Origin of the sequence: Shewanella sp. 10N.286.51.B8, assembly GCF_041469325.1 — a bacterium.
Classification (GTDB): domain Bacteria; phylum Pseudomonadota; class Gammaproteobacteria; order Enterobacterales; family Shewanellaceae; genus Shewanella.
The window spans coordinates 1-19,726 of record NZ_JBFRKG010000009.1 but is presented as its reverse complement, the minus strand read 5'-3'; the positions used below and the strand labels follow the sequence as shown (position 1 = coordinate 19,726).

General features: G+C 41.8%; 12 protein-coding genes and 1 pseudogene. 7 read left to right on the top strand and 6 right to left on the bottom strand.

What is annotated here, in order from left to right:
* Nucleotides 1-2: 2 nt before the first annotated feature.
* The 3 genes from AB4160_RS04865 to AB4160_RS04855 all read left to right on the top strand — a co-directional run bounded on the left by AB4160_RS04865 (nucleotide 3) and on the right by AB4160_RS04855 (nucleotide 7,273).
* The gene (locus AB4160_RS04865) at nucleotides 3-3,272 is read left to right on the top strand and encodes an efflux RND transporter permease subunit (RefSeq protein WP_102532156.1); all 3,270 of its coding nucleotides are present in this window, start codon (nucleotides 3-5) and stop codon (nucleotides 3,270-3,272) included.
* Entirely contained in the window at nucleotides 3,269-6,349 is a 3,081-nt protein-coding gene (locus AB4160_RS04860; RefSeq protein WP_372003755.1) for an efflux RND transporter permease subunit, read from the top strand. The genes AB4160_RS04865 and AB4160_RS04860 overlap by 4 nt, the downstream gene beginning before the upstream one ends.
* Before the next feature lie 63 nt (nucleotides 6,350-6,412).
* The gene (locus tag AB4160_RS04855) at nucleotides 6,413-7,273 is read left to right on the top strand and encodes an MBL fold metallo-hydrolase (protein ID WP_372003753.1); all 861 of its coding nucleotides are present in this window, start codon (nucleotides 6,413-6,415) and stop codon (nucleotides 7,271-7,273) included.
* A 112-nt stretch (nucleotides 7,274-7,385) separates the two neighbouring features.
* On the opposite strand, the gene AB4160_RS04850 is transcribed toward AB4160_RS04855, so the two are convergent.
* The 4 genes from AB4160_RS04850 to AB4160_RS04835 are packed head-to-tail and all read right to left on the bottom strand — an operon-like array spanning nucleotide 7,386 to nucleotide 12,870.
* Nucleotides 7,386-7,559, bottom strand: coding sequence for a Trm112 family protein (locus tag AB4160_RS04850; RefSeq protein ID WP_076537432.1), 174 nt, complete (start codon nucleotides 7,557-7,559; stop codon nucleotides 7,386-7,388).
* The gene (gene lpxK, locus AB4160_RS04845) at nucleotides 7,546-8,553 is read right to left on the bottom strand and encodes a tetraacyldisaccharide 4'-kinase (protein ID WP_102519645.1); all 1,008 of its coding nucleotides are present in this window, start codon (nucleotides 8,551-8,553) and stop codon (nucleotides 7,546-7,548) included. Before lpxK ends, AB4160_RS04850 begins: the two co-directional genes overlap by 14 nt.
* Nucleotides 8,554-10,353: a lipid A export permease/ATP-binding protein MsbA gene (gene msbA / locus AB4160_RS04840; RefSeq protein WP_102519644.1), complete on the bottom strand. Its 1,800-nt coding sequence runs from the start codon at nucleotides 10,351-10,353 to the stop codon at nucleotides 8,554-8,556.
* A gap of 39 nt (nucleotides 10,354-10,392) precedes the next feature.
* Nucleotides 10,393-12,870 (bottom strand): DNA internalization-related competence protein ComEC/Rec2, encoded by a 2,478-nt coding sequence (locus AB4160_RS04835; protein WP_372003751.1) that lies wholly within the window; start codon nucleotides 12,868-12,870, stop codon nucleotides 10,393-10,395.
* Nucleotides 12,871-12,898: 28 nt separating this feature from the next.
* Between AB4160_RS04835 and AB4160_RS04830 the strand changes: the two genes are divergently transcribed.
* A complete protein-coding gene (locus AB4160_RS04830) occupies nucleotides 12,899-13,402 on the top strand; it encodes a DUF2062 domain-containing protein (RefSeq protein WP_102438323.1) in 504 nt (167 codons plus the stop codon).
* A gap of 156 nt (nucleotides 13,403-13,558) precedes the next feature.
* On the opposite strand, the gene AB4160_RS04825 is transcribed toward AB4160_RS04830, so the two are convergent.
* Together AB4160_RS04825 and AB4160_RS04820 are read right to left on the bottom strand one after the other, a co-directional pair.
* Nucleotides 13,559-14,104, bottom strand: coding sequence for a GNAT family N-acetyltransferase (locus AB4160_RS04825; RefSeq protein WP_372003749.1), 546 nt, complete (start codon nucleotides 14,102-14,104; stop codon nucleotides 13,559-13,561).
* 84 nt (nucleotides 14,105-14,188) lie between these two features.
* Entirely contained in the window at nucleotides 14,189-15,094 is a 906-nt protein-coding gene (locus AB4160_RS04820) for a LysR family transcriptional regulator (protein ID WP_102438327.1), read from the bottom strand.
* Nucleotides 15,095-15,217: 123 nt separating this feature from the next.
* Between AB4160_RS04820 and AB4160_RS04815 the strand changes: the two genes are divergently transcribed.
* The 3 genes and pseudogenes from AB4160_RS04815 to gltS all read left to right on the top strand — a co-directional run bounded on the left by AB4160_RS04815 (nucleotide 15,218) and on the right by gltS (nucleotide 19,349).
* Nucleotides 15,218-16,216 (top strand): NADP-dependent oxidoreductase, encoded by a 999-nt coding sequence (locus tag AB4160_RS04815; RefSeq protein ID WP_076537421.1) that lies wholly within the window; start codon nucleotides 15,218-15,220, stop codon nucleotides 16,214-16,216.
* Nucleotides 16,217-16,456: 240 nt separating this feature from the next.
* A pseudogene (locus AB4160_RS04810) lies at nucleotides 16,457-17,489 on the top strand (IS110 family transposase).
* Nucleotides 17,490-18,092: 603 nt separating this feature from the next.
* A complete protein-coding gene (gltS, locus tag AB4160_RS04805) occupies nucleotides 18,093-19,349 on the top strand; it encodes a sodium/glutamate symporter (RefSeq protein ID WP_303445825.1) in 1,257 nt (418 codons plus the stop codon).
* Nucleotides 19,350-19,726 lie beyond the last annotated feature (377 nt).

Below are 19,726 nucleotides of genomic sequence, written 5' to 3'. Positions count from 1 at the left end.
CTATGTCGATAATTAATACTTCGGTAAAACGTCCTGTGTCAGTGTGGATGTTTATGCTGGCAATCATGCTATTTGGTATGGTCGGATTTACCCGCCTTGCGGTAAAACTGTTACCCGATCTTAGTTACCCAAGCGTCACAGTAAGAACCGCCTATGATGGCGCTGCACCTGTTGAAGTTGAACAGTTAATCTCAAAGCCCATTGAAGAAGCCGTCGGTGTGGTTAAAGGGCTGCGTAAAATTAGCTCTATTTCACGCTCAGGTTTATCAGATGTGGTGCTTGAGTTTGAATGGGGCACCAACATGGATATGGCCAGTTTAGAAGTGCGTGAAAAAATTGATACCATCGAACTGCCACTGGATATCAATAAACCATTATTGCTGCGTTTTAATCCAAACTTAGATCCAATTATGCGTGTGGCGCTGTCAGTACCTGATGCCAGTGAAACACAGCTCAAAAGTATGCGTACTTTTGCAGAAGAAGAACTAAAAAGACGCCTAGAAGCACTATCTGGTGTCGCCGCAGTGAGATTATCTGGCGGCTTAGAGCAAGAAGTTCATATCCTGCTAAATCAACAAAAGCTGCAGCAACTAAACCTTAATGCAGACGATATTAAGCGCCGTATTAATGAAGAAAACATCAATTTATCTGCGGGTAAAGTGATCCAAGGTGACAAAGAGTATTTAGTTCGCACCCTAAACCAATTTAATAACCTAGATGAGTTAAGAAATGTCATTGTCTATCGTGATAGTCAAACCTTAATTCGACTTGCTGAAGTTGCCGATATTGTTGACGGTTATAAAGAGCGCAGTGATATCACTCGTATTGGACAGGTAGAGTCTATTGAACTGGCAATATATAAAGAAGGTGATGCCAATACCGTATCGGTCGCCAAAAGGCTCAGTGCTGAGCTTGATGAGATTAACAGTGAAGCTGCAGATAATCAGTTAAAGGTTATTTATGACCAATCTGAGTTTATCCAAAGTGCAGTCAGTGAAGTAACCGCCGCCGCGCTGTTTGGCAGCTTGCTTGCTATGTTAGTTATCTACTTATTTTTACGTGACATTATTGCTACCTTAATTATTTCTATTTCCATTCCATTTTCAGTTATTGCTACTTTTAACATGATGTACTTTGCCGATATCAGTCTCAATATTATGTCTTTAGGCGGTATTGCACTGGCCATAGGCTTATTGGTTGATAATGCCATTGTGGTGCTGGAAAATATTGACCGCTATAAAGCGCAAGGGCTTAAAAAAGTTGCTGCAGCGCTTAAAGGCAGTAAAGAAGTGGCAGGGGCAATCTTTGCCTCAACCTTAACCACCTTAGCGGTATTTGTCCCCTTAGTTTTTGTTGATGGTATCGCAGGGGCATTATTTTCAGATCAAGCATTAACGGTAACTTTTGCTTTATTAGCGTCTTTATTTGTTGCACTAACGGCAATACCAATGCTGGCATCAAGACAGGGTTTTAAACAATTACCCATCGAAAATGAGCCGGAAGTAAAAGCCCTGCCAACCACTAAAAAAGCTAAAGCTGTGCATTATCTTAAATTCGTGTTTGGTTTCCCATTTAAGCTATTACTCAGCTATCTACCTAATGCACTATTAAACCTCATTATCATTTCAGCTCGATTCATTTCTTGGGCATTATCATTAGTGATGCGTCCATTAAGTGCTGCATTTAACTTTGGCTACCGTTTTGTTGAAAGCATTTATCACCGGGTATTAGCTCATGCGATGACGCATAAAGCTTTGACTGTCATTATCGCAATCATGCTAACTGTTGGTGCTGGCAGCTTATTCCCAAGACTGGGTGTAGAGCTAATTCCACCAATGAATCAAGGTGAATTCTATGTTGAGATCTTACTGCCACCTGGAACCGCGGTACAAAAAACTGATGCTGTATTAGAGCAACTAGCTTACTCCATTAGTGGTCGAGAAGAAGTAAAACACACCTTTAGCCAAGCAGGCAGTGGCGGCTTAATGACATCTGATACCGCCCGAGGCGGCGAAAACTGGGGGCGGTTACAGGTAGTACTGGCAGATCCTCAAGAGTTTAATGCTGTAGCCAATGACTTAAGGGCCACAGCAAGGCGTATTCCAGCCCTTGATGCCACTATTGATCACCCTGAGCTATTTAGTTTTAAAACCCCATTAGAGATCGAGTTATCAGGTTATGACTTACAGCAACTAAAGCACAGTGGCGAACAGTTGGTATCTGCTTTATCAGAGTCAGCCCGCTTTAGTGATATCAATACCTCACTTCGTGATGGTCAACCTGAGATCAGTATTAGATTTGATCATGCCCGGCTTGCGTCATTAAATTTAGAAGCGCCCACCGTTGCTAATCGTATTGCTCAACGTGTTGGCGGTACCATTGCCAGCCAATATACGGTTCGTGATCGTAAAGTAGATATTTTGGTGCGCAGTGAATTGGACGAGCGAAATAATATCTCAGATATTAACTCATTAATTATTAATCCAAACAGTAAGCACCCAATCCCATTAAGCGCAGTTGCTGATGTGTCTCTGCAAGTGGGCCCCTCTGCCATTAATCGTGTCAGCCAACAACGGGTTGCGATAGTGTCAGCTAACTTAAGTTATGGTGATTTAAGTGAAGCTGTAAAAGAAGCGCAGCAAATTTTAAATCAGCAACAGCTCCCCTCTTCTATCCAAGCGCGCTTTGGCGGCCAAAATGAAGAAATGGAACATTCATTTAAGTCTTTAAAAATCGCCTTGGTATTAGCGGTATTTTTAGTCTACTTGGTGATGGCGAGTCAGTTTGAATCCTTATTACATCCATTACTTATTCTGTTTGCTGTGCCTATGGCCGTTGGCGGCAGTATTATTGGCTTGTTTATTACTGGTACCCATATCAGCGTAGTCGTGTTTATCGGCTTAATTATGCTGGCAGGTATTGTGGTCAATAATGCCATTGTATTGGTTGATAGAATTAACCAACTGCGTAAAGAAGGTCATGATAAAGAAGTCGCTATAAGCACTGCAGCTAAATCTCGATTACGCCCAATAATGATGACCACCATGACCACCACCTTAGGCTTGTTGCCAATGGCAATAGGTGTCGGTGATGGTAGTGAAATCCGTGCGCCGATGGCAATAACGGTGATCTTTGGTCTTGGCTTATCTACCATGCTGACCTTATTGGTTATTCCTGCCCTATACGGTTTATTTGATAAAAAAAACTATCAACAAACCGCAATTAATCAAACCAAAAGCACTGAGTCTTTAGATTTGGAGACTCAATCATGAACCTAACAAAACTAGCCATTAAAAGGCCTGTCACCACCAGTATGTTCTTTTTGGCCATCTTACTATTTGGTTTAGCCTCTAGTCGATTATTGCCATTAGAAATGTTTCCCGGCATTGATATTCCGCAAATTCAGGTTAACGTGCCCTATAAAGGCTCTACCCCTGCAGAAGTGGAACGAGAGATAACCCGCGTATTAGAAGAGTCGCTAGCCACCATGAGTGGTATTGAAGAGGTCCGCTCAAACTCTTCTCAAGATGGTGCAAACATTCAGCTAAATATGAAATGGGGCGAAGATGTCGCCACAAAAAGCTTAGAAGCACGGGAAAAAATTGATTCGGTAAGACACCTGCTGCCTAAAGATGTGGAACGGGTTTTCATTCAGCAATTTTCTACCGCTGATATGCCCGTGTTAACGATTCGAATCTCCAGTGAACGTGAGTTATCAAATGCTTTTGATCTGTTAGACAAACAACTTCGCAAGCCGCTTGAGCGTATTGAAGGGGTCTCAAAAGTCACCTTGTATGGGGTTGATCAAAAGCAAATTGAAATAAGACTAGATGCCGACAAACTTGCTGCATCTGGCATTAATCCAGCTCAGTTGCAGCAACGTTTACAACAAGAAAACTTTGTCATTAGTGCTGGCACACTTAGAAATAATAATCAGGTGTTTCAGGTATCGCCCAAGGGAGAGTTTTTATCACTTGAAGATATCAAGGCAGTAAAGCTTAATAGCACCACTTCTGTTGGTGATATTGCCTCAGTCAAATTTACCCTCCCTGAAGCCTTTGAAGGGCGTCATTTAGACCAAAAATACGCTGTTGGTTTAGATGTGTTTAAAGAATCGGGCTCAAATTTAGTCGATGTATCTGAACGAGTGTTAGCCGTTATTGAAAAAACGAAACAAGATCAGCAATTTCAAGGCATCAAGTTATTCGTCATGGAAGATCAAGCTTATGGAGTAAAGTCATCACTGCAGGATTTATTGTTATCTGGCTTACTGGGTGCGCTGCTTTCTTTTGGGGTATTGTATTTATTTTTACGTAATTTAAAGATGACGTTAGTGGTCGTGTCATCGGTGCCAATTTCCCTTTGTATGACATTAGCTGGGATGTATTTTCTTGGTTACAGCTTAAATATTCTGTCGATGATGGGATTATTACTGGCTGTAGGCATGTTAATTGATAACGCCGTGGTGGTGACCGAAAGCGTGTTACAACAAAAGCAAAAAATTGCGTTATCAGATGATGGCGCTGCAACTGAAATAACAACAGCGGCCAATGAAAAAGCGGTACTTACTGGGGTAGAGAAAGTCGCACTAGCCGTCTTGGCGGGCACATTAACCACAGCTATCGTGTTTTTACCTAACATTGTCGGGGTTAAGGTCGAGCTAACGATTTTCCTTGAGCATGTGGCCATTGCGATTTGCATTTCGTTAGCGGCATCATTACTGGTTGCTAAAACCTTAATCCCATTAATGCTTACTAAGTTTGATTTTCATATTGAGACCGAAGCTAAAGTCTCTAAGTTACAGCAGCTTTATCAACGCAGCCTAACCTGGGTACTGGCTCACTCAAAGCTATCAGGGGTTATTGCAGTGGTCATTTTAGTCTCTACCGCATTACCCTTAAGTTTAGTAAAACAAGATCAATCAGAAGGCGAAGGCAAAGATCGCCTCTACATTAATTATCAATTAGAAGGTCGCCACAATTTAAAAGTCACTGAAGCGATGATCAATCAAATGGAAGATTATCTTTATGCCAATAAAGAGGCCTTTATGATTGATTCTGTTTACAGTTATTACTCAGCAGACAATATTCAAACCACGCTACTACTGCAAAAAGATATTGAAACGCCAATGTCTGAATTGAAAGAAACCATACGTGAAAGTTTCCCTAAATATGCCGCAGCCAAGCCACAATTTGGTTGGGGCAATGAAAACTCAGGCTTAAGAGTCACCTTAACCGGTCGCTCGACCTCAGAGTTAATTCGCTTAAGTGAACAAGTCGTACCTCTGCTTAGCGCCATTGAAGGGCTTGAAGATGTGCGCTCTGAAGTCAGTTCTGCTCAGCAAGAAGTGGTGATTACAATCGATCGTGAAATGGCGGCAAGATTAGATTTAAAACTTAACGAAATCGCCTCTCACATTTCCATGGCGCTACGCGGTGCACCGCTTCGTTCTTATAGGCATGATCCTAATGGCGAATTACGCATTGAGCTCGCCTATGATAAAAGCTGGCAGCGATCATTAGAGCAGCTAAAACAATTACCGATCATTCGTAAAGGTGAGCGCCTATATAGCTTAGATAATCTCGCCAATATTAAGATACAGCCCCGCTTTGATACCATACGCCACTTTAATCACCAAACTGCGCTGTCGATTGGCGCAAACGTGAATGACATTACCACTGAAGAAGCCCAAGAGCAGATTGAAAAGGTAATGGCCAATGTCAACTTCCCTTATGGATATGACTACTCGCTACGTGGCGGGTTTGAGCGTCAAGATGAAGAGCAATCCGTCATGGCAGTAAATATGATTTTGGCATTAATCATGATTTATATTGTGATGGCTGCCTTATTTGAATCACTGTTATTACCAACCGCCATTATCAGTTCAATCTTGTTCTCTATCACTGGGGTATTTTGGGCACTGTGGATTTCAGCAACACCTATGTCGGTAATGGCAATGATAGGGATCCTTATCTTAATGGGTATCGTAGTAAACAATGGCATTGTTTTGGTTGACCAAATAAATCAAAAAACGCCTAAATTAACCGATTTATCTGAATCTATCTTAGCCATCTGTATTACCCGTTTACGCCCTGTATTGATGACGGTTGCTACCACAGTGTTAGGCTTAGTGCCTTTAGCAATGGGCGACACTCAAATTGGCGGCGGAGGACCACCTTATTCGCCAATGGCAATCGCCATTATTGGCGGACTGTCGTTCTCAACTGTTACCAGTTTGTACTTGGTGCCGCTTTGTTATCAGGCGCTTTATCGCGTACGTTATCAGTCATCGATAAAATTAGCTTCTGCTGACAAACGAGCCAAAAAGCTGCTACCTTGGACAGTGTAATAAGGATGCAAGCAAGCGCAACATTAAGCGATTAATGAGGCGCTTTACATTAAAGGACGACAAATGAAGCATAAAATTAAAACAAGTTTACTGGCATTATCACTAATAACATCTAGCGCTGTGGCTGATGATGACCGCTTCAAAGATGTACAAATTAGCTCAACACAACTCAGTGACACTGCTTATATGTTTGTGGGATCTGGCGGTAATATTGGCGTGTCAGCCGGCAGTGATGGCATATTGATAATCGATGATCAATTTGCGCCGCTGGCGAACAAAATTAGCCAATCATTAAATAAAATCCAGCCCGGCAGCCCCAAGTATGTCATCAATACCCACTATCATGGGGATCATACTGGTGGGAATGCTCACTTTGGTGAACAGGCGATTATCTTCGCCCATGACAATGTATTAACTCGACTCAGCGCAAATAAAGACTTGTCAAAATCAGCACTGCCCGTCGTGACTTACTCTACTGATATTTCTATTCACTTTAACAACGACACCTTAGTCATTCAGCATCTTGGTCCTGGCCATACCGACGGCGATAGCGTGGTATTTTGGCAAGATGACAATATTGTCCATATGGGAGATCTGTTCTTTAAGGACCGCTTCCCTTATGTTGATTTAAAGGGAGGTGGTTCTGTGATTGGCTATCGCGATAACGTTGCTAAAATATTAACCTTGATTGATAACGATACTCAAATCATCCCCGGTCATGGTGCTCTCGCTAATAAAGATGACCTCAGGAAATTTAAGCATATGTTGGATCATTCTATTAATTGGATGAAAAAAAATATCCAGGAGGGTCAATCGTTAGCAGACATTCAAGCTAAAGGAATAAATGACAAATGGAAAAGCTGGAGCTGGAATTTCATCACCGAAGAAAAATGGATTGATACTCTATATCAAGATCTAAAGTAGTCACTCTTAGTAAGCGTTAAATTCTAAAATCATAATAATCATACTCTAGATATAAAAAAAGCGCCTAAACAGGCGCTTTTTATCTTTTATTGTTTATCTTTAAAAATAGGGCTTAAGACTCAATCGGCTCGGCTCTATTTTCAAGTAATACAGGAATACCTTCAGTAATTGGGTAAGCTAATTTATCTGCTTTACAAATCAATTGGTCGGCTTCTTTATCGAATTCTAATTTACCCTTACAAACAGGGCAAGCCACAATCTCAAGTAATTTTTTATCGAACGCCATGGAGGTTTCCTTGTTTATCTTTTATGACTTGGTTAAGTCTATTCAAAAAAGCGGTATCAAATTCAGTATTAAGCTTCGCATTTACAGGCAAATACCACCAGTTATCTTGTGCAAAATCGCGACATTTAACCGCATCTTTCTCGGTCATGATCAATGGATGCTGCTTTGAGAGCTGTTTCAGTTCATTTTCATCAAATGCTTGATGATCTTCAAAAGCTTTAGTCTCAGCAAGGCTAAACCCTTGCAATGATAAGCTGTCAAAAAAACGTTGAGGGTTACCAATACCTGCCATTGCAATAGCAGCTTGTGGTTGCCAGTGCTGAGTTGAATTGGGTTTTACAGGCTTAAGGGCTGCTGGCGTTAAACTCATCGCGACTTCATTGCCTTGCACTACACCGCCATTATTTAATACCCAATCAATGCTATTTAAACGCCATAAACCTTCACGTAACGGGCCTGCAGGTATTAAACATTGATTACCATAACGGCGCTGACCATCAACAATATTGATCTCAATATCACGTGCAAGCGCGTAATGCTGTAAGCCATCATCACTAATAATCACATCTACATTGGTTTCACTCAGTAACTGTTTTGCAGCGTCAATGCGTTTCGCCCCGACCACCATAGGAACTTGTGTTCGAGCCACAATCATTGCTGGTTCATCACCCACATCTGCGGCGTTATCGGTTGCTTTGACGGTTTTTACCCCATCAATATTGACACCATAACCACGACTGATCACCCCAGGGGTGAAGCCTTGCTGACGTAATAAGTTAATCAAGTAAATAACCGTTGGGGTTTTACCACTGCCACCAGCGGTAATATTGCCAACAATCACCACAGGGACATCCAATACTTGCGCTTGTTTAAAACCAAGTTTAAATGCCCAGCGCCTGACACTGGATATCAACCCAAATAGTGCACTCAGTGGTAATAATAACCACTTAGCGCGGTGTCCTTGGTACCAAATTTTATTGACTAATGCCTGCATTTAACTACCAAATTGCATTTGATATAAGTTAGCGTACATGCCCTCTTTTGCCACTAAGTCGCTGTGAGTACCACGCTCAACTACTTGGCCTTGATCGATAACTAAAATCTCATCAGCACTTTCAATGGTTGATAAACGGTGGGCAATCACAATCGAGGTACGATTATGGCGCAAGTTATCAAGACCTTGCTGAATCGCTTTTTCTGATTCAGTATCAAGGGCTGATGTTGCTTCATCTAATATTAATACTGGCGCGTCACGCAACATCGCCCGAGCGATAGCAATACGTTGACGTTGGCCACCCGACAGCAATACGCCATTCTCACCCACCTGAGTATCTAACCCCTCAGGTAAATTTTCGATAAATTCCATCGCATGAGCTAGGGTTGCAGCTTGTAAAATTTGTTCGCGAGTGGCTTCACCTGGATAAGCATAAGCAATGTTATTAGCTATAGTGTCGTTAAATAAAGTAACTTGTTGTGATACTAACGCCACCTGATTACGTAATGACTTTAATTTGTAATCATAAATATCAACGTCGTCTAAGGTAATTTGCCCTTCTGACACGCCGGTATAGAAACGGGTGATTAAGCTGGCAATGGTTGATTTACCCGAACCACTGCGTCCAACAAGGGCAATGGTTTTACCCTGCTTCACTTCAAAATCAACATGAGTTAAGGCTGGTTTTTCTTGCTCAGGATAACTAAAGGTAACGTTATTGAATTTTAAATTACCTTTAACGCGCTGAGTTTCAAATTCACCCGTATCGGCTTCAGGTGCTGTATCTAGCAGCTCAAAAACTGTGGTACATGCGGCAATACCACGTTGAAATTCAGCATTCACACGGGTTAAGTTTTTAATCGGCTGAAGCATTGCCATCATCGCGCCCAAAATGGCCGCAAATGTGCCTGCGGTTAAATCGGCTTTCAAGCTTGGGAATGTGGCGGCGTACAATACAAACGCTAACGCAAATGAACCGATGATCATAATAACCGGTTGACTAACCGCTTGAGCTACAGCAAGTTTCATATTTTGCTTGCGGTTACCCTCATTAACTTTTTGAAAGCGCTCGACTTCAGTCTTTTGTCCACCAAACGCCAACACATTCTTATGACCTTTAATCATTTGCTCAGTGGTTGCGGTGACATTGCCCATGGCTGCTTGGATGCGTTTAGAGACTTTTCTGAAACGCTTACTCACAACGCTAATCACTATCCCCATTAATGGGCCAATGACTAGGATGCACATGGAAAGTTTCCAAGAATAGATGAACATGATAGCTAACATACCAATGACGGTAATAGAGTCACGTACAATAGAGATTAACGCACTGCCTGATGCACGGGCAATTTGTTCGGTATCAAAGGTCACTCGAGAAATGAGGTTACCACTATTTTCGCGATCGATATAGCTTACAGGCAAACGCAAATAATGCTCAAACACTTGCTGACGCATATCCATGATTAATCTCGAGCTCATGTAAGACACACAATAAGTCGACACGAAATTGGCTAAGCCACGTAGGGTAAACATTCCAATAACCACTAGCGGTGCCATGATCATAATATTGTTATTGGAATTAAAGCCGCCGTGACTCGGCACTTCTACGCCCGCGACCACTGACGGAGTTTGACTAAAGCCTTCGTCAATAAATGGTTTGATGAAGTAAATGAATGCAGCGTCAACCAAGCCGTAGGTCAATAATGCCAATACAGCTAACAGAAACATCCCTTTCATTGGGACAAGATAAGTTAGAAGGCGCTTAAAGACGCTCGACATTTCGTTATTAGTTGTTGTCATTGATTACATTAATACTCGAATTGCTAACAAAGGCGTATTCTACTCTGGTTTAACTTGGACACCAAATCTAAACAAGTTGTTATACCAAAATGGCTCAATAACTGTACGATACGGTCGAATTTTATAACTTTGACGTTTAAAATCTATACTAAGCTGGCCTGTTTCGCCACTGACAAGCGTGGTAACACCATGGGTTTTATAGCGCTCAACAACGTCATGTTTAGGAAAACCATACTGATTAGCAAAACCCGCAGTAAAAATTGCCTCGCTGGGATTAACGGCCGCAATAAACTCTGCAGACGATGAAGTACGACTGCCATGATGTGGCACAAGTAGGATATCAGCATCCAGTAAAGAGCCGCTTTGTATCAGCCGCTGTTCAGTTTGTTTCTCAATATCACCGGCCAGTAAAACACGGTTATTGCCATCATCAATATGCACAACACAAGACTGGTTATTATCACTTTTTGCTGCCATGTTACTGGTTAAAGTAATGGCTAAATTAAACCAATTAAACCTCCTATCATCGCATTGCTTTTGAGTTTTATCGGCTAGTTGCGCATCAAACTGCACTGTATTGGTTATATCAGTTTGCTGGTACTTATCGATATTACTGATAATAGTTAGCTTATTGAAATGCTTAAGTAGTTCATTCACCCCACCAGCATGATCATTATCGTCATGACTTATGATTAAATAATCTAGCTCAGTCACACCTTTAGCCATTAATGTGGGTATCACCACTCTTTGGGCGTAACTAAAATTGTCACCATAAGCCGCGCCAGTGTCATAAAGTATGCCTTTATGACCTTGTTGTAATAACACCGCCATGCCCTGACCCACATCTAATACATGCATTTGCCACAACAGCTTAGTCGATAGGGTTTGAGTATTATCTTTGATAAAGCCATATACCTGAAACATAAAAGGCAGCGCCATTAATCCAAAGCATACTCGCCAATGGATGTCGCTAGCCCACTTAAATAGAAACAGTCCTAAGGCAAGTAATAGTAAACTGACTGTCAGCGCATCTGAAAGGTGAAATTGAGCCAAGGGTAACTGCCCACTTAGGCTTAACAGGTAGTAAAAAGGGGCAAGGCTATGATCAGTAAGCCACAATAATGTGCTAACTATTGCATCACTTATAAACTCAGGTGCAGGTAACAGCATAAAGACACTATTTAGCAATAAAGCCAACATACACAGCGGAATAACAATGACACTAAACCATGGCACCATCAAAAAGTTAATCCAAATACTGTGGATTGAAATACTACCAAATAACAGCGCTTGTATTAGCCCGAGGCCGATAAATAAGCGCCACTGAATCGCCCAAAAATTAATTAGAAAACCCATCAAATTTGACTTAAGCTGACTCAAACGCCGCAATCCTCGAGCCCTTAAGCTATCATCTTGCTGAATTTGAACATCCGTTAACTCGACAGCTGTGTTCAATTGCGGGGGATTTAACTCCGTTGTGGATTTAACCCCAAGATAGTCGATGGTAAATAAAATTATTGCCAATGCGCTAAAGCTAAGCCAAAAACCAGCACTTAAACTGGCAAAAGGGTCAAATACCAACACCGCAAATAACGCCCATATCAAGCGCTGCCAAGTCGAGGCGTGTTGTCTAAATACGGTTAGCAACACAATCATTAACAGCATCATCAATGCCCGCTGAGTGGATATAGCCATCCCAGCTAAATAACCATAACCAGCAGCAACCATTGCTGCCATTAATACCGCCAAGATGAGATTACGCCGAGAGGATGTTGCCATGAAATTTAACAATAACAGCCTAAATAAACTCCAGCTAAGACCAAACACTACAGATAAATGTAACCCTGAAATCGCAACTAAATGACCTGTGCCCGTTGATCTTAACGCCTGCCATTGCTCGGTAGAAATGTCAGTTTTATCGCCAAACAACAACGCATTAATGATGGGATAATGGCTTAAATGTTGTAATTTCGGTTTGAAATCACTAATTACTCTTTGCCTTAAAGACAATTTATAATCGATAAGCTGTGACTGTTTAACACTGCCTTTTGCGACAATGTGTTGGCTTAATAAATATTTTTGTTGATTAAAACCACCTTGGTTAATCGGGCTGGTAATGGGCTTCATTCTGGCGTCAAACGCCCATACCTGCCCAACTTTTACCTCAGGCGCTTGTTGCCAATTAAGTCTATAGTATCGCTTGTAAAGCGAATGTTGCGCTGATAGTAAAACAACATTAAAGCTTATCCAGTCGCTGTTTTTGCTAACTAGTGATACTATCTGTGCCTTAAATTGTTTTCTGACTGGATGTTCAGCTTCTTGATGTGAAAATAATGAATAAAAACAAATGGAAACCCAAAAGACACCTAAAAGGCAGCCACTGATGAATGGCCACATCTTTAACGTGAGTACCCCAATAACAAACATTAAAACCGCTAGCGATATTGGAAATAAACTTGGCAATAAATTGCTAAATAGGACGCTAGCGCAAAATCCATAAACAAATCGATTTATCATCGGTTAATTAAAGACAGTAATCGCATATATGCCAAAAAAATTATTACAAAAATTTATGCCGAAGCCTGAGACTTTACGTAACAATAAATATTTACGTATTTTTGGTGGTTTGCTGGATAAACCAAATTTATGGACCCTCAACCGAAAATCGGCTCCGGGGTCCTTTGCGGTGGGCTTATTTGTCGCTTGGTTACCATTTCCTTTTCAAATGGTTATTGCTGCAGGCATGGCGATATTTTTTAACGTCAATATCCCATTGGCAGTGGCATTAGTTTGGATAACAAACCCGTTTACCATGCCATTTATGTTTTATGCTGCCTATATTTTAGGAGCAAAAATTCTTGGCCATAACACTGCTCATTTCAATTTTGAAGCCAGCTGGCAATGGGTTGAAAGCTCTATCAGTACCGTAGGGCCGCCATTTTTACTGGGTTGCATTATACTCGGTGCAATATTTGCCTTTATCGGTTTCTTTGTGATTAAGAGCTTATGGAAGTACTCGATTTTATTTAAATGGAAAAAAAGAAACTAATCACACAACTGTTCGCCCTAGTGAGTAAAATCGAATTACCAATAAAAAAGTCAGCTTTGTGCTGACTTTTTGCTTTTAAAGCTCAGGTTTAGATTTGAGTTATCGACCACACTCTACCGATAGCGACAACAATAACGATTGTGATAAATACCGTTATTAAGACTGCTGAAAATACTCCTGTTGCAACAGTGCAAAGCCGCACTCATCGCTCCACTTCCTTTTAAAAAATATATTCTTTAAGTAATGGGCCTCTTTTCGAAATCCCAGCCTTTCTAGTAACGCTATTGATGCTAGGTTCTCGGCATCAGTTATCGCCGTTATGCGATGTTTGTTTAAGCTGACAAACAAATAATCAATCACTGCTGCTAGTGCTTCAGTAGCAAAACCTTGCTGCTGATACTCTCTCGCTATGGTAAAACCAAGCTCCATCTGCATATCGTCGACAAAATGCACTGCTACATCGCCTACTAGCTGTTGGCTTTTATCGACAATAGCTAGCTGAAACCAGTTACCAGCAACACCAAACAAACCATAATCCATACTGGTAAACAGCGCCTTGGCATCTTCGAGCTGATAATCATCCCAGCTTTGATATTGCGCAATCACAGGATCGGCTCGATAAGCTACAAATGCTGCTAAATCATCGGCTTGAAAAGCGCGGAGCGTCAGCCTTGTGGTTACTATTGTTGGTGTTGCAATCATTACTAATGATACTCTTGATGTAGACACTGTCATAACAGCCAATATTTAAACATGCTAGCTGCTTTGAATATTACATAAACTAAGTTATTTAGCGTGTTTAATCCTAGCCACTAAAAAATCTACCGCCGCTTTGACCTTAGGGACATGATAGCGCTGCTTTTGATAAATAAGATATACCCCGAAATCATCACTTTGACTGGCTGATAATGGCGGCTCAAACTGTAATTCAGTCAGCTGATTAGATTCAAAAAATGGTGCTAGCACCCAGCGCGGCATCATCACTATGCCTTGATGTTGCAGCGCTTTATCGATTAACCACTCACCAGCATTACTGATCGCCTCAACAGGGGCTGATACATCATGCCACTGGCCATTAATTTTACTTAGCCACGGCACGCGGCCTTTTGGCGAGCGATAATATAAGCCTTTATGTTGTTTAAGCTCATTTGGGTGTAAAGGTACGCCATAGTCCGCTAGATACTGCTGGGTCGCTGCTGGTACAAACTGGTTGTCCATTAACCTTATCGCCACTACGCGATCATTAGGGGCATAACCACCACGAATGGCAATATCCACATCATCACGTCCAACAGACGACAGTTCATCGCTGAGCTCAATATCTAAAATCACTTTGGGATATAACCTTGAGAACTCATCCATCAATGGCAGCAGCTGTTCACGGCCAAAGCCAACCATGGCACTAATGCGTAATTTCCCCATAGGTTCAGTTTGATAACTTCTCACCGCCTCATTGCTTTGTTCAAGCTGATTTAGCAAGCTTGATACTTGCTGATAATATTCTCGGCCAATCTCAGTCAAACTGACGGCGCGGGTTGAACGCTTTAATAACGTCGCCCCAAGGGAGTTTTCAAGATCTGCAACCCGTCTTGATAATGATGATGCCGGTACAGAAAAAGCCTTAGCCGCTTGGGTAAAGCTGCCTAACTCCACCACTTTCACAAAATATTTAAGCGCCCGTAATTGATCCATCAAAGCCTCATTATTGTTTTTAAAGCAATAAAGTATCGCTTTTTAGCTACTATATCTTATCAAAAAGAAAAGCAATAATGCATACAATAGCAAAATTGATAAAAATAAAGACAAGGAACAACAATGAGCACATTTACCGCCATCAACTTAGTAAAGCGTCCACAAGGTGGCCCAATCACCGCTGATATTTTTGAAGTAGTACAAAAGCCAATGCCAACCGTGAACCCAGGCGAGATTTTAGTAAAACAAAATCATATGTCATTAGACCCTGCCATGTTTGGTTGGATGCAACCTGATACTGACAGCTATATTCCGCCAGTGAACTTAGGTGAAGTAATGCGCAGTAGCGGTGTCGGTGAAGTCGTTGAAAGCCATCACCCCGATTTTAAAGTTGGCGATCGCGTGATGGGCATGATGGGCTGGCAAGAATATTTTCACAGTAATGGTCAAGGCTTAAACAAAGTTGATGCGCCATTACCAGACGAAGCAATACTGTCTGTATTTGCGCTACCGGGATTAACCGCCACTCAAGGCCTATTTAATGTCGGTAAGCCCAAAGCTGGCGAAACCATTATTGTTACCGGCGCTGCGGGGTCTGTTGGCTCAATTGTTGGTCAACTTGCTAAAGCAGATGGCCTAACGGTTATTGGGGTAGTTGGTAGTGATGAAAAAGCAGATTGGATTGTCAATGAACTTGGTTTTGATTCAGCCATTAACTACAAAACCGATGATCTTGAAGCCAAACTTGCACAATGTGCCCCAAATGGCATCGACTTATTCTTTGAAAATACCGCAGGCCCAATCCAAAGCCTAATTATCGATAAAATGAACCCACATGGCCGTGTCATGGTTTGTGGTTTAATTGCTGACTACAGCAGCCAAACACCAGCACCTGGCCCTAGCTGGATGAACATTTTAAAAAGACGCCTCACGATTCAAGGCTTCACAATGCCAGATCACTTTGGTGAAGTGCCAAGCTTATTGGCTAAGCTCACCCCTTATGTACTGCAAGGTAAAATCAAACACCGCGCCCACGTACTTAATGGCTTAGAGTCATCAATTGACGGATTGAACTTATTCTTCTCTGGTGCCAACAAAGGCAAATTGATGGTTAAGCTTTAATAGGCTTCAGTGCCAACGCTGACAAGCGTTAGGGTTAAAGCAACAAAAAGGTATTAATGCAGTGGCATTAATACCTTTTTATTTTGTCATCTTCTCCTAATTCCACCGAGAATTACTGCACCTACCTCAGCGTAAAATACAATAGCCAATTAAAATGGGCGATGAGATGGACGCTCCCTATTCCGGCGTCAATGCGCCAAACTGATGTTGAACCATTCAGTTACATAAGGAGCGTCCACTATGAAAGTTACCACTATTGCTATCGATTTGGCAAAAAATGTCTTCAACGTTATCGGCATGGATGTACACGCTAAACAGCTTTTTAATAAACGACTTAACCGTATTCAACTTGTCGAGTTCATGCAGCTTCAACCGCCTTGTGATGTGATATTTGAAGCTTGTTATTCTGCACATTACTGGGGAAGAAAATTCAACAGTATGGGGCATCACGTCAAACTCATACCCCCACAGCATGTGACTCCTTTTGTCCGTGGCAATAAAAACGACAAAAATGATGTCATGGCTATTTTTGAAGCCAGTTTGAGACCCCATATTCGCTTTGTCCCTGTAAAAACAGAAGAGCAACTGGAAGTATTAATGCTTCATCGAGTCAGAGAACGCTTAGTTCGACAAAGAACCGCCTGTACAAATCAAATTCGTGGCGTATTAGTTGATTTTGGCATCTGCTTCCCTCAAGGCTATAGCGCGTTTGAGCTGGCAATGTGGGACATTATGAATGATGACCATCAACGCCCGTTAATTAAGCTGATGGCGAATGATTTCTGGGACGAGTATCAAGTATTGACCAAACGTCTGAAACAAATTAACTCACTGATAGAACAACTTGCCATGCAAGATCCTAATGGCAGTATTTTACTCAGCATTCCAGCTGTAGGACCTATTATCGCTTCCGCTTTTGCGGCTTCAATCGGCTCAGGTCAAGCCTTTAATAGCCCAAAAGAACTGGCTGTCTGGTTGGGGTTAACCCCAAAACAATTTGCTTCAGGTACTAAAAGCGTCCATTCAGGAATAACCAAGCGAGGTGACGGCTATCTGCGTAAGCAACTGATACACGGCGCAAGAACCGTCGTTAGCCACGCAAGCAAAAAACAAGATGACTTAAGCATGTGGATAAACCAGCTTAGGACTCGAAAAACCATGTGTTGTACTGTGGTGGCTACAGCCCATCGCTTAGCAAGGTTGATGTGGATATTACCGCAAAAACAAAACCCCGTATCAGCCTCAGTATGGTGCCTATCATGTTGCATGTTAAAACCGTTGTCGCTATCTTGCACAGCTCGGTCTGGCCAAGGGTATTTAACCCGAGTGGGTGATATGAGTGGCAAGATAGCACATTAATAACTCACCAGGGTTGTTGTAAACGATGAAGTAATGGCTCAGTCCAACCAATGTAAGCCAGAAAAGGCCAAGGATGAACTTAATCCGAATGGGTGTTTCACAATTAAACGGCGCAGTGGTACGGAATTCATTAGGGGCACAGCTACACTGTTAAGCCCGTATATATGGCAGTACAACCACTTTAAGCGGTACATGAGTGACATCAATAACAACAGCAAGTGTGAATAGTTTAGAAGAAAACCAAGGTCAAAAGCCTTCGGTAGGCAGACAATTGTCTTGACTCACCGGGAGCGTCCATATATGGCCATGTTATTGTTAACACAATCACAAAATAAGCCCGCAATGCATTATCAACCATACAAGTGTAAAGCTCAGTGTATGCAGAGGAATATGCATAACTCGTCACTGTTACTCCTTTGCCCTTTTAGCCAGACAATCTAGAATACAGTAACCCGATTGGGCTAACTCAGTAAAATTGAGTACAATCGACCTTTTTTTGACAAGGATAAACTCTCCAATGGAACCAAATGTAATTCATGAAGCAGCTAAGCAACTGGTCCCAGTGCAAGCCTTTCTGGCTTTTACTTTGGCTATCACTGCTTTATTTATGGGGAAATTCATCATTTCCAAAAGTGCTTTATTGCAAAAGTATAGTATTCCAGAGCCAGTCGTTGGCGGCTTTTTCTGCGCCAGTATCGTCGGTATTTTGTATTACGCCTTTAATATCCAAGTTCAATTTGAACTAGACGTGGCCGATATACTATTGCTCTACTTTTTTGCGGGGATTGGCCTAAAAGCCGACTTTGCCACCCTTATCAAGGGGGGGAAACCTTTATTAGTACTATTGCTGCTTGCCGGTTTATACATTTTTTTGCAAAACCTGTTAGGCATCAGTGTTGCCACGCTATTTGGCTTTGACCCCAAGGCGGGTTTAATGTCTGGCTCAATTTCACTCACTGGGGGAGTTGGCACCGCAATGGCGTGGGGCCCAACCTTTGTTAACGATTTGGGTATTGCCAATGCCTTAGAGCTAGGACTTGCGTCCAATACCTTAGGCTTAATTGCAGCGTGTTCGGTTGGCGGTCCCATTGCTGCTTATTTAATGAAACGCCATAAACTAACCGGTAACCATGATAGCGAACTGGATATAGGTACCACTCACAAAGACGGTGACAAAGGGCTACAAGTTGATTACTTTGGTGTTTTAAGGGCTTGGTTATTCTTAAATTTATCCCTTATCGGGGGGCATTTCATCAATGCAGCCTTAACCGATCTAGGTTTAAAATTACCCATGTTTGTGGCCTGCTTGTTAGCCGGTATCCTTATTGGGAACAGCTTAAAGATTTACGTATTACGAAAGAACAGTACTAAATTATTAAATAATGTACGTGATGGTGAAAAAGGCCTGACATTAATTCAAGATATTTGTTTAGGCATGTTCTTAACCATGGCCTTAATGGGCTTAAAGGTATGGGAGCTAGAAGGCAGCTTCTTCTACATCCTCGTGATCATTGGTCTACAAGTACTGATGTCGGTGCTTTACACGATTTTTGTGGTGTTTCGAGCCATGGGTAAAGATTACGAAGCTGCGGTGATTTGTGCCGGCTTTGGGGGGGTGACATTAGGCTCCACGGCAACAGCCATCGTGAACATGACGGCTGTAACCCAACAACACGGCGCCGCCCATCGGGCCTTTATTATTTTACCGCTGGTCTGTGGTTTCTTTATCGATATCGTAAATGCCTTGTGGATTAACTTTTTTGCCTACTACTAATCATCAGCTAACACACATTTCTCTGATTTAACTTCACGGCCTTGTTCACTGCAAGGCCGTTTCTTTATTTCTAAACGCCAGCCAAGCCAGTCAACAACACGCAAGTGAGTTGCTAAAATCTAATTAATTAAAAAGCCACCCATTATTTTGAAGTTATAACATATCGCCTTTCGTTTTGAGTTGCCAACACCTACATTCATTTACTGATGGACGATCCCTGTCAAAGGACTGAATATTTCATCATTAATCGCCAAAATTAACTCATAAACTAAATTCAATCCAGCAGAAAAGCTTGATATCTATCAAGTGGGAAATGCTTTTATTTGAAATTAAGAAATGGTGTATTAAGCGCACAACCAGCGCTGACAGTTAGCTGC

Excerpts from the sequence above, each read along its gene's own strand:
- AB4160_RS04855 (WP_372003753.1), top strand. The coding sequence starts at position 6,413 with ATGAAGCATAAAATTAAAACAAGTTTACTGGCATTATCACTAATAACA.
- msbA (WP_102519644.1), bottom strand. The coding sequence starts at position 10,353 with ATGACAACAACTAATAACGAAATGTCGAGCGTCTTTAAGCGCCTTCTA.
- AB4160_RS04830 (WP_102438323.1), top strand. The coding sequence starts at position 12,899 with ATGCCAAAAAAATTATTACAAAAATTTATGCCGAAGCCTGAGACTTTA.
- AB4160_RS04815 (WP_076537421.1), top strand. The coding sequence starts at position 15,218 with ATGAGCACATTTACCGCCATCAACTTAGTAAAGCGTCCACAAGGTGGC.
- gltS (WP_303445825.1), top strand. The coding sequence starts at position 18,093 with ATGGAACCAAATGTAATTCATGAAGCAGCTAAGCAACTGGTCCCAGTG.
- lpxK (WP_102519645.1), bottom strand. The coding sequence starts at position 8,553 with ATGCAGGCATTAGTCAATAAAATTTGGTACCAAGGACACCGCGCTAAG.
- AB4160_RS04850 (WP_076537432.1), bottom strand. The coding sequence starts at position 7,559 with ATGGCGTTCGATAAAAAATTACTTGAGATTGTGGCTTGCCCTGTTTGT.
- AB4160_RS04820 (WP_102438327.1), bottom strand. The coding sequence starts at position 15,094 with ATGGATCAATTACGGGCGCTTAAATATTTTGTGAAAGTGGTGGAGTTA.
- AB4160_RS04860 (WP_372003755.1), top strand. The coding sequence starts at position 3,269 with ATGAACCTAACAAAACTAGCCATTAAAAGGCCTGTCACCACCAGTATG.
- AB4160_RS04865 (WP_102532156.1), top strand. The coding sequence starts at position 3 with ATGTCGATAATTAATACTTCGGTAAAACGTCCTGTGTCAGTGTGGATG.
- AB4160_RS04825 (WP_372003749.1), bottom strand. The coding sequence starts at position 14,104 with ATGATTGCAACACCAACAATAGTAACCACAAGGCTGACGCTCCGCGCT.
- AB4160_RS04835 (WP_372003751.1), bottom strand. The coding sequence starts at position 12,870 with ATGATAAATCGATTTGTTTATGGATTTTGCGCTAGCGTCCTATTTAGC.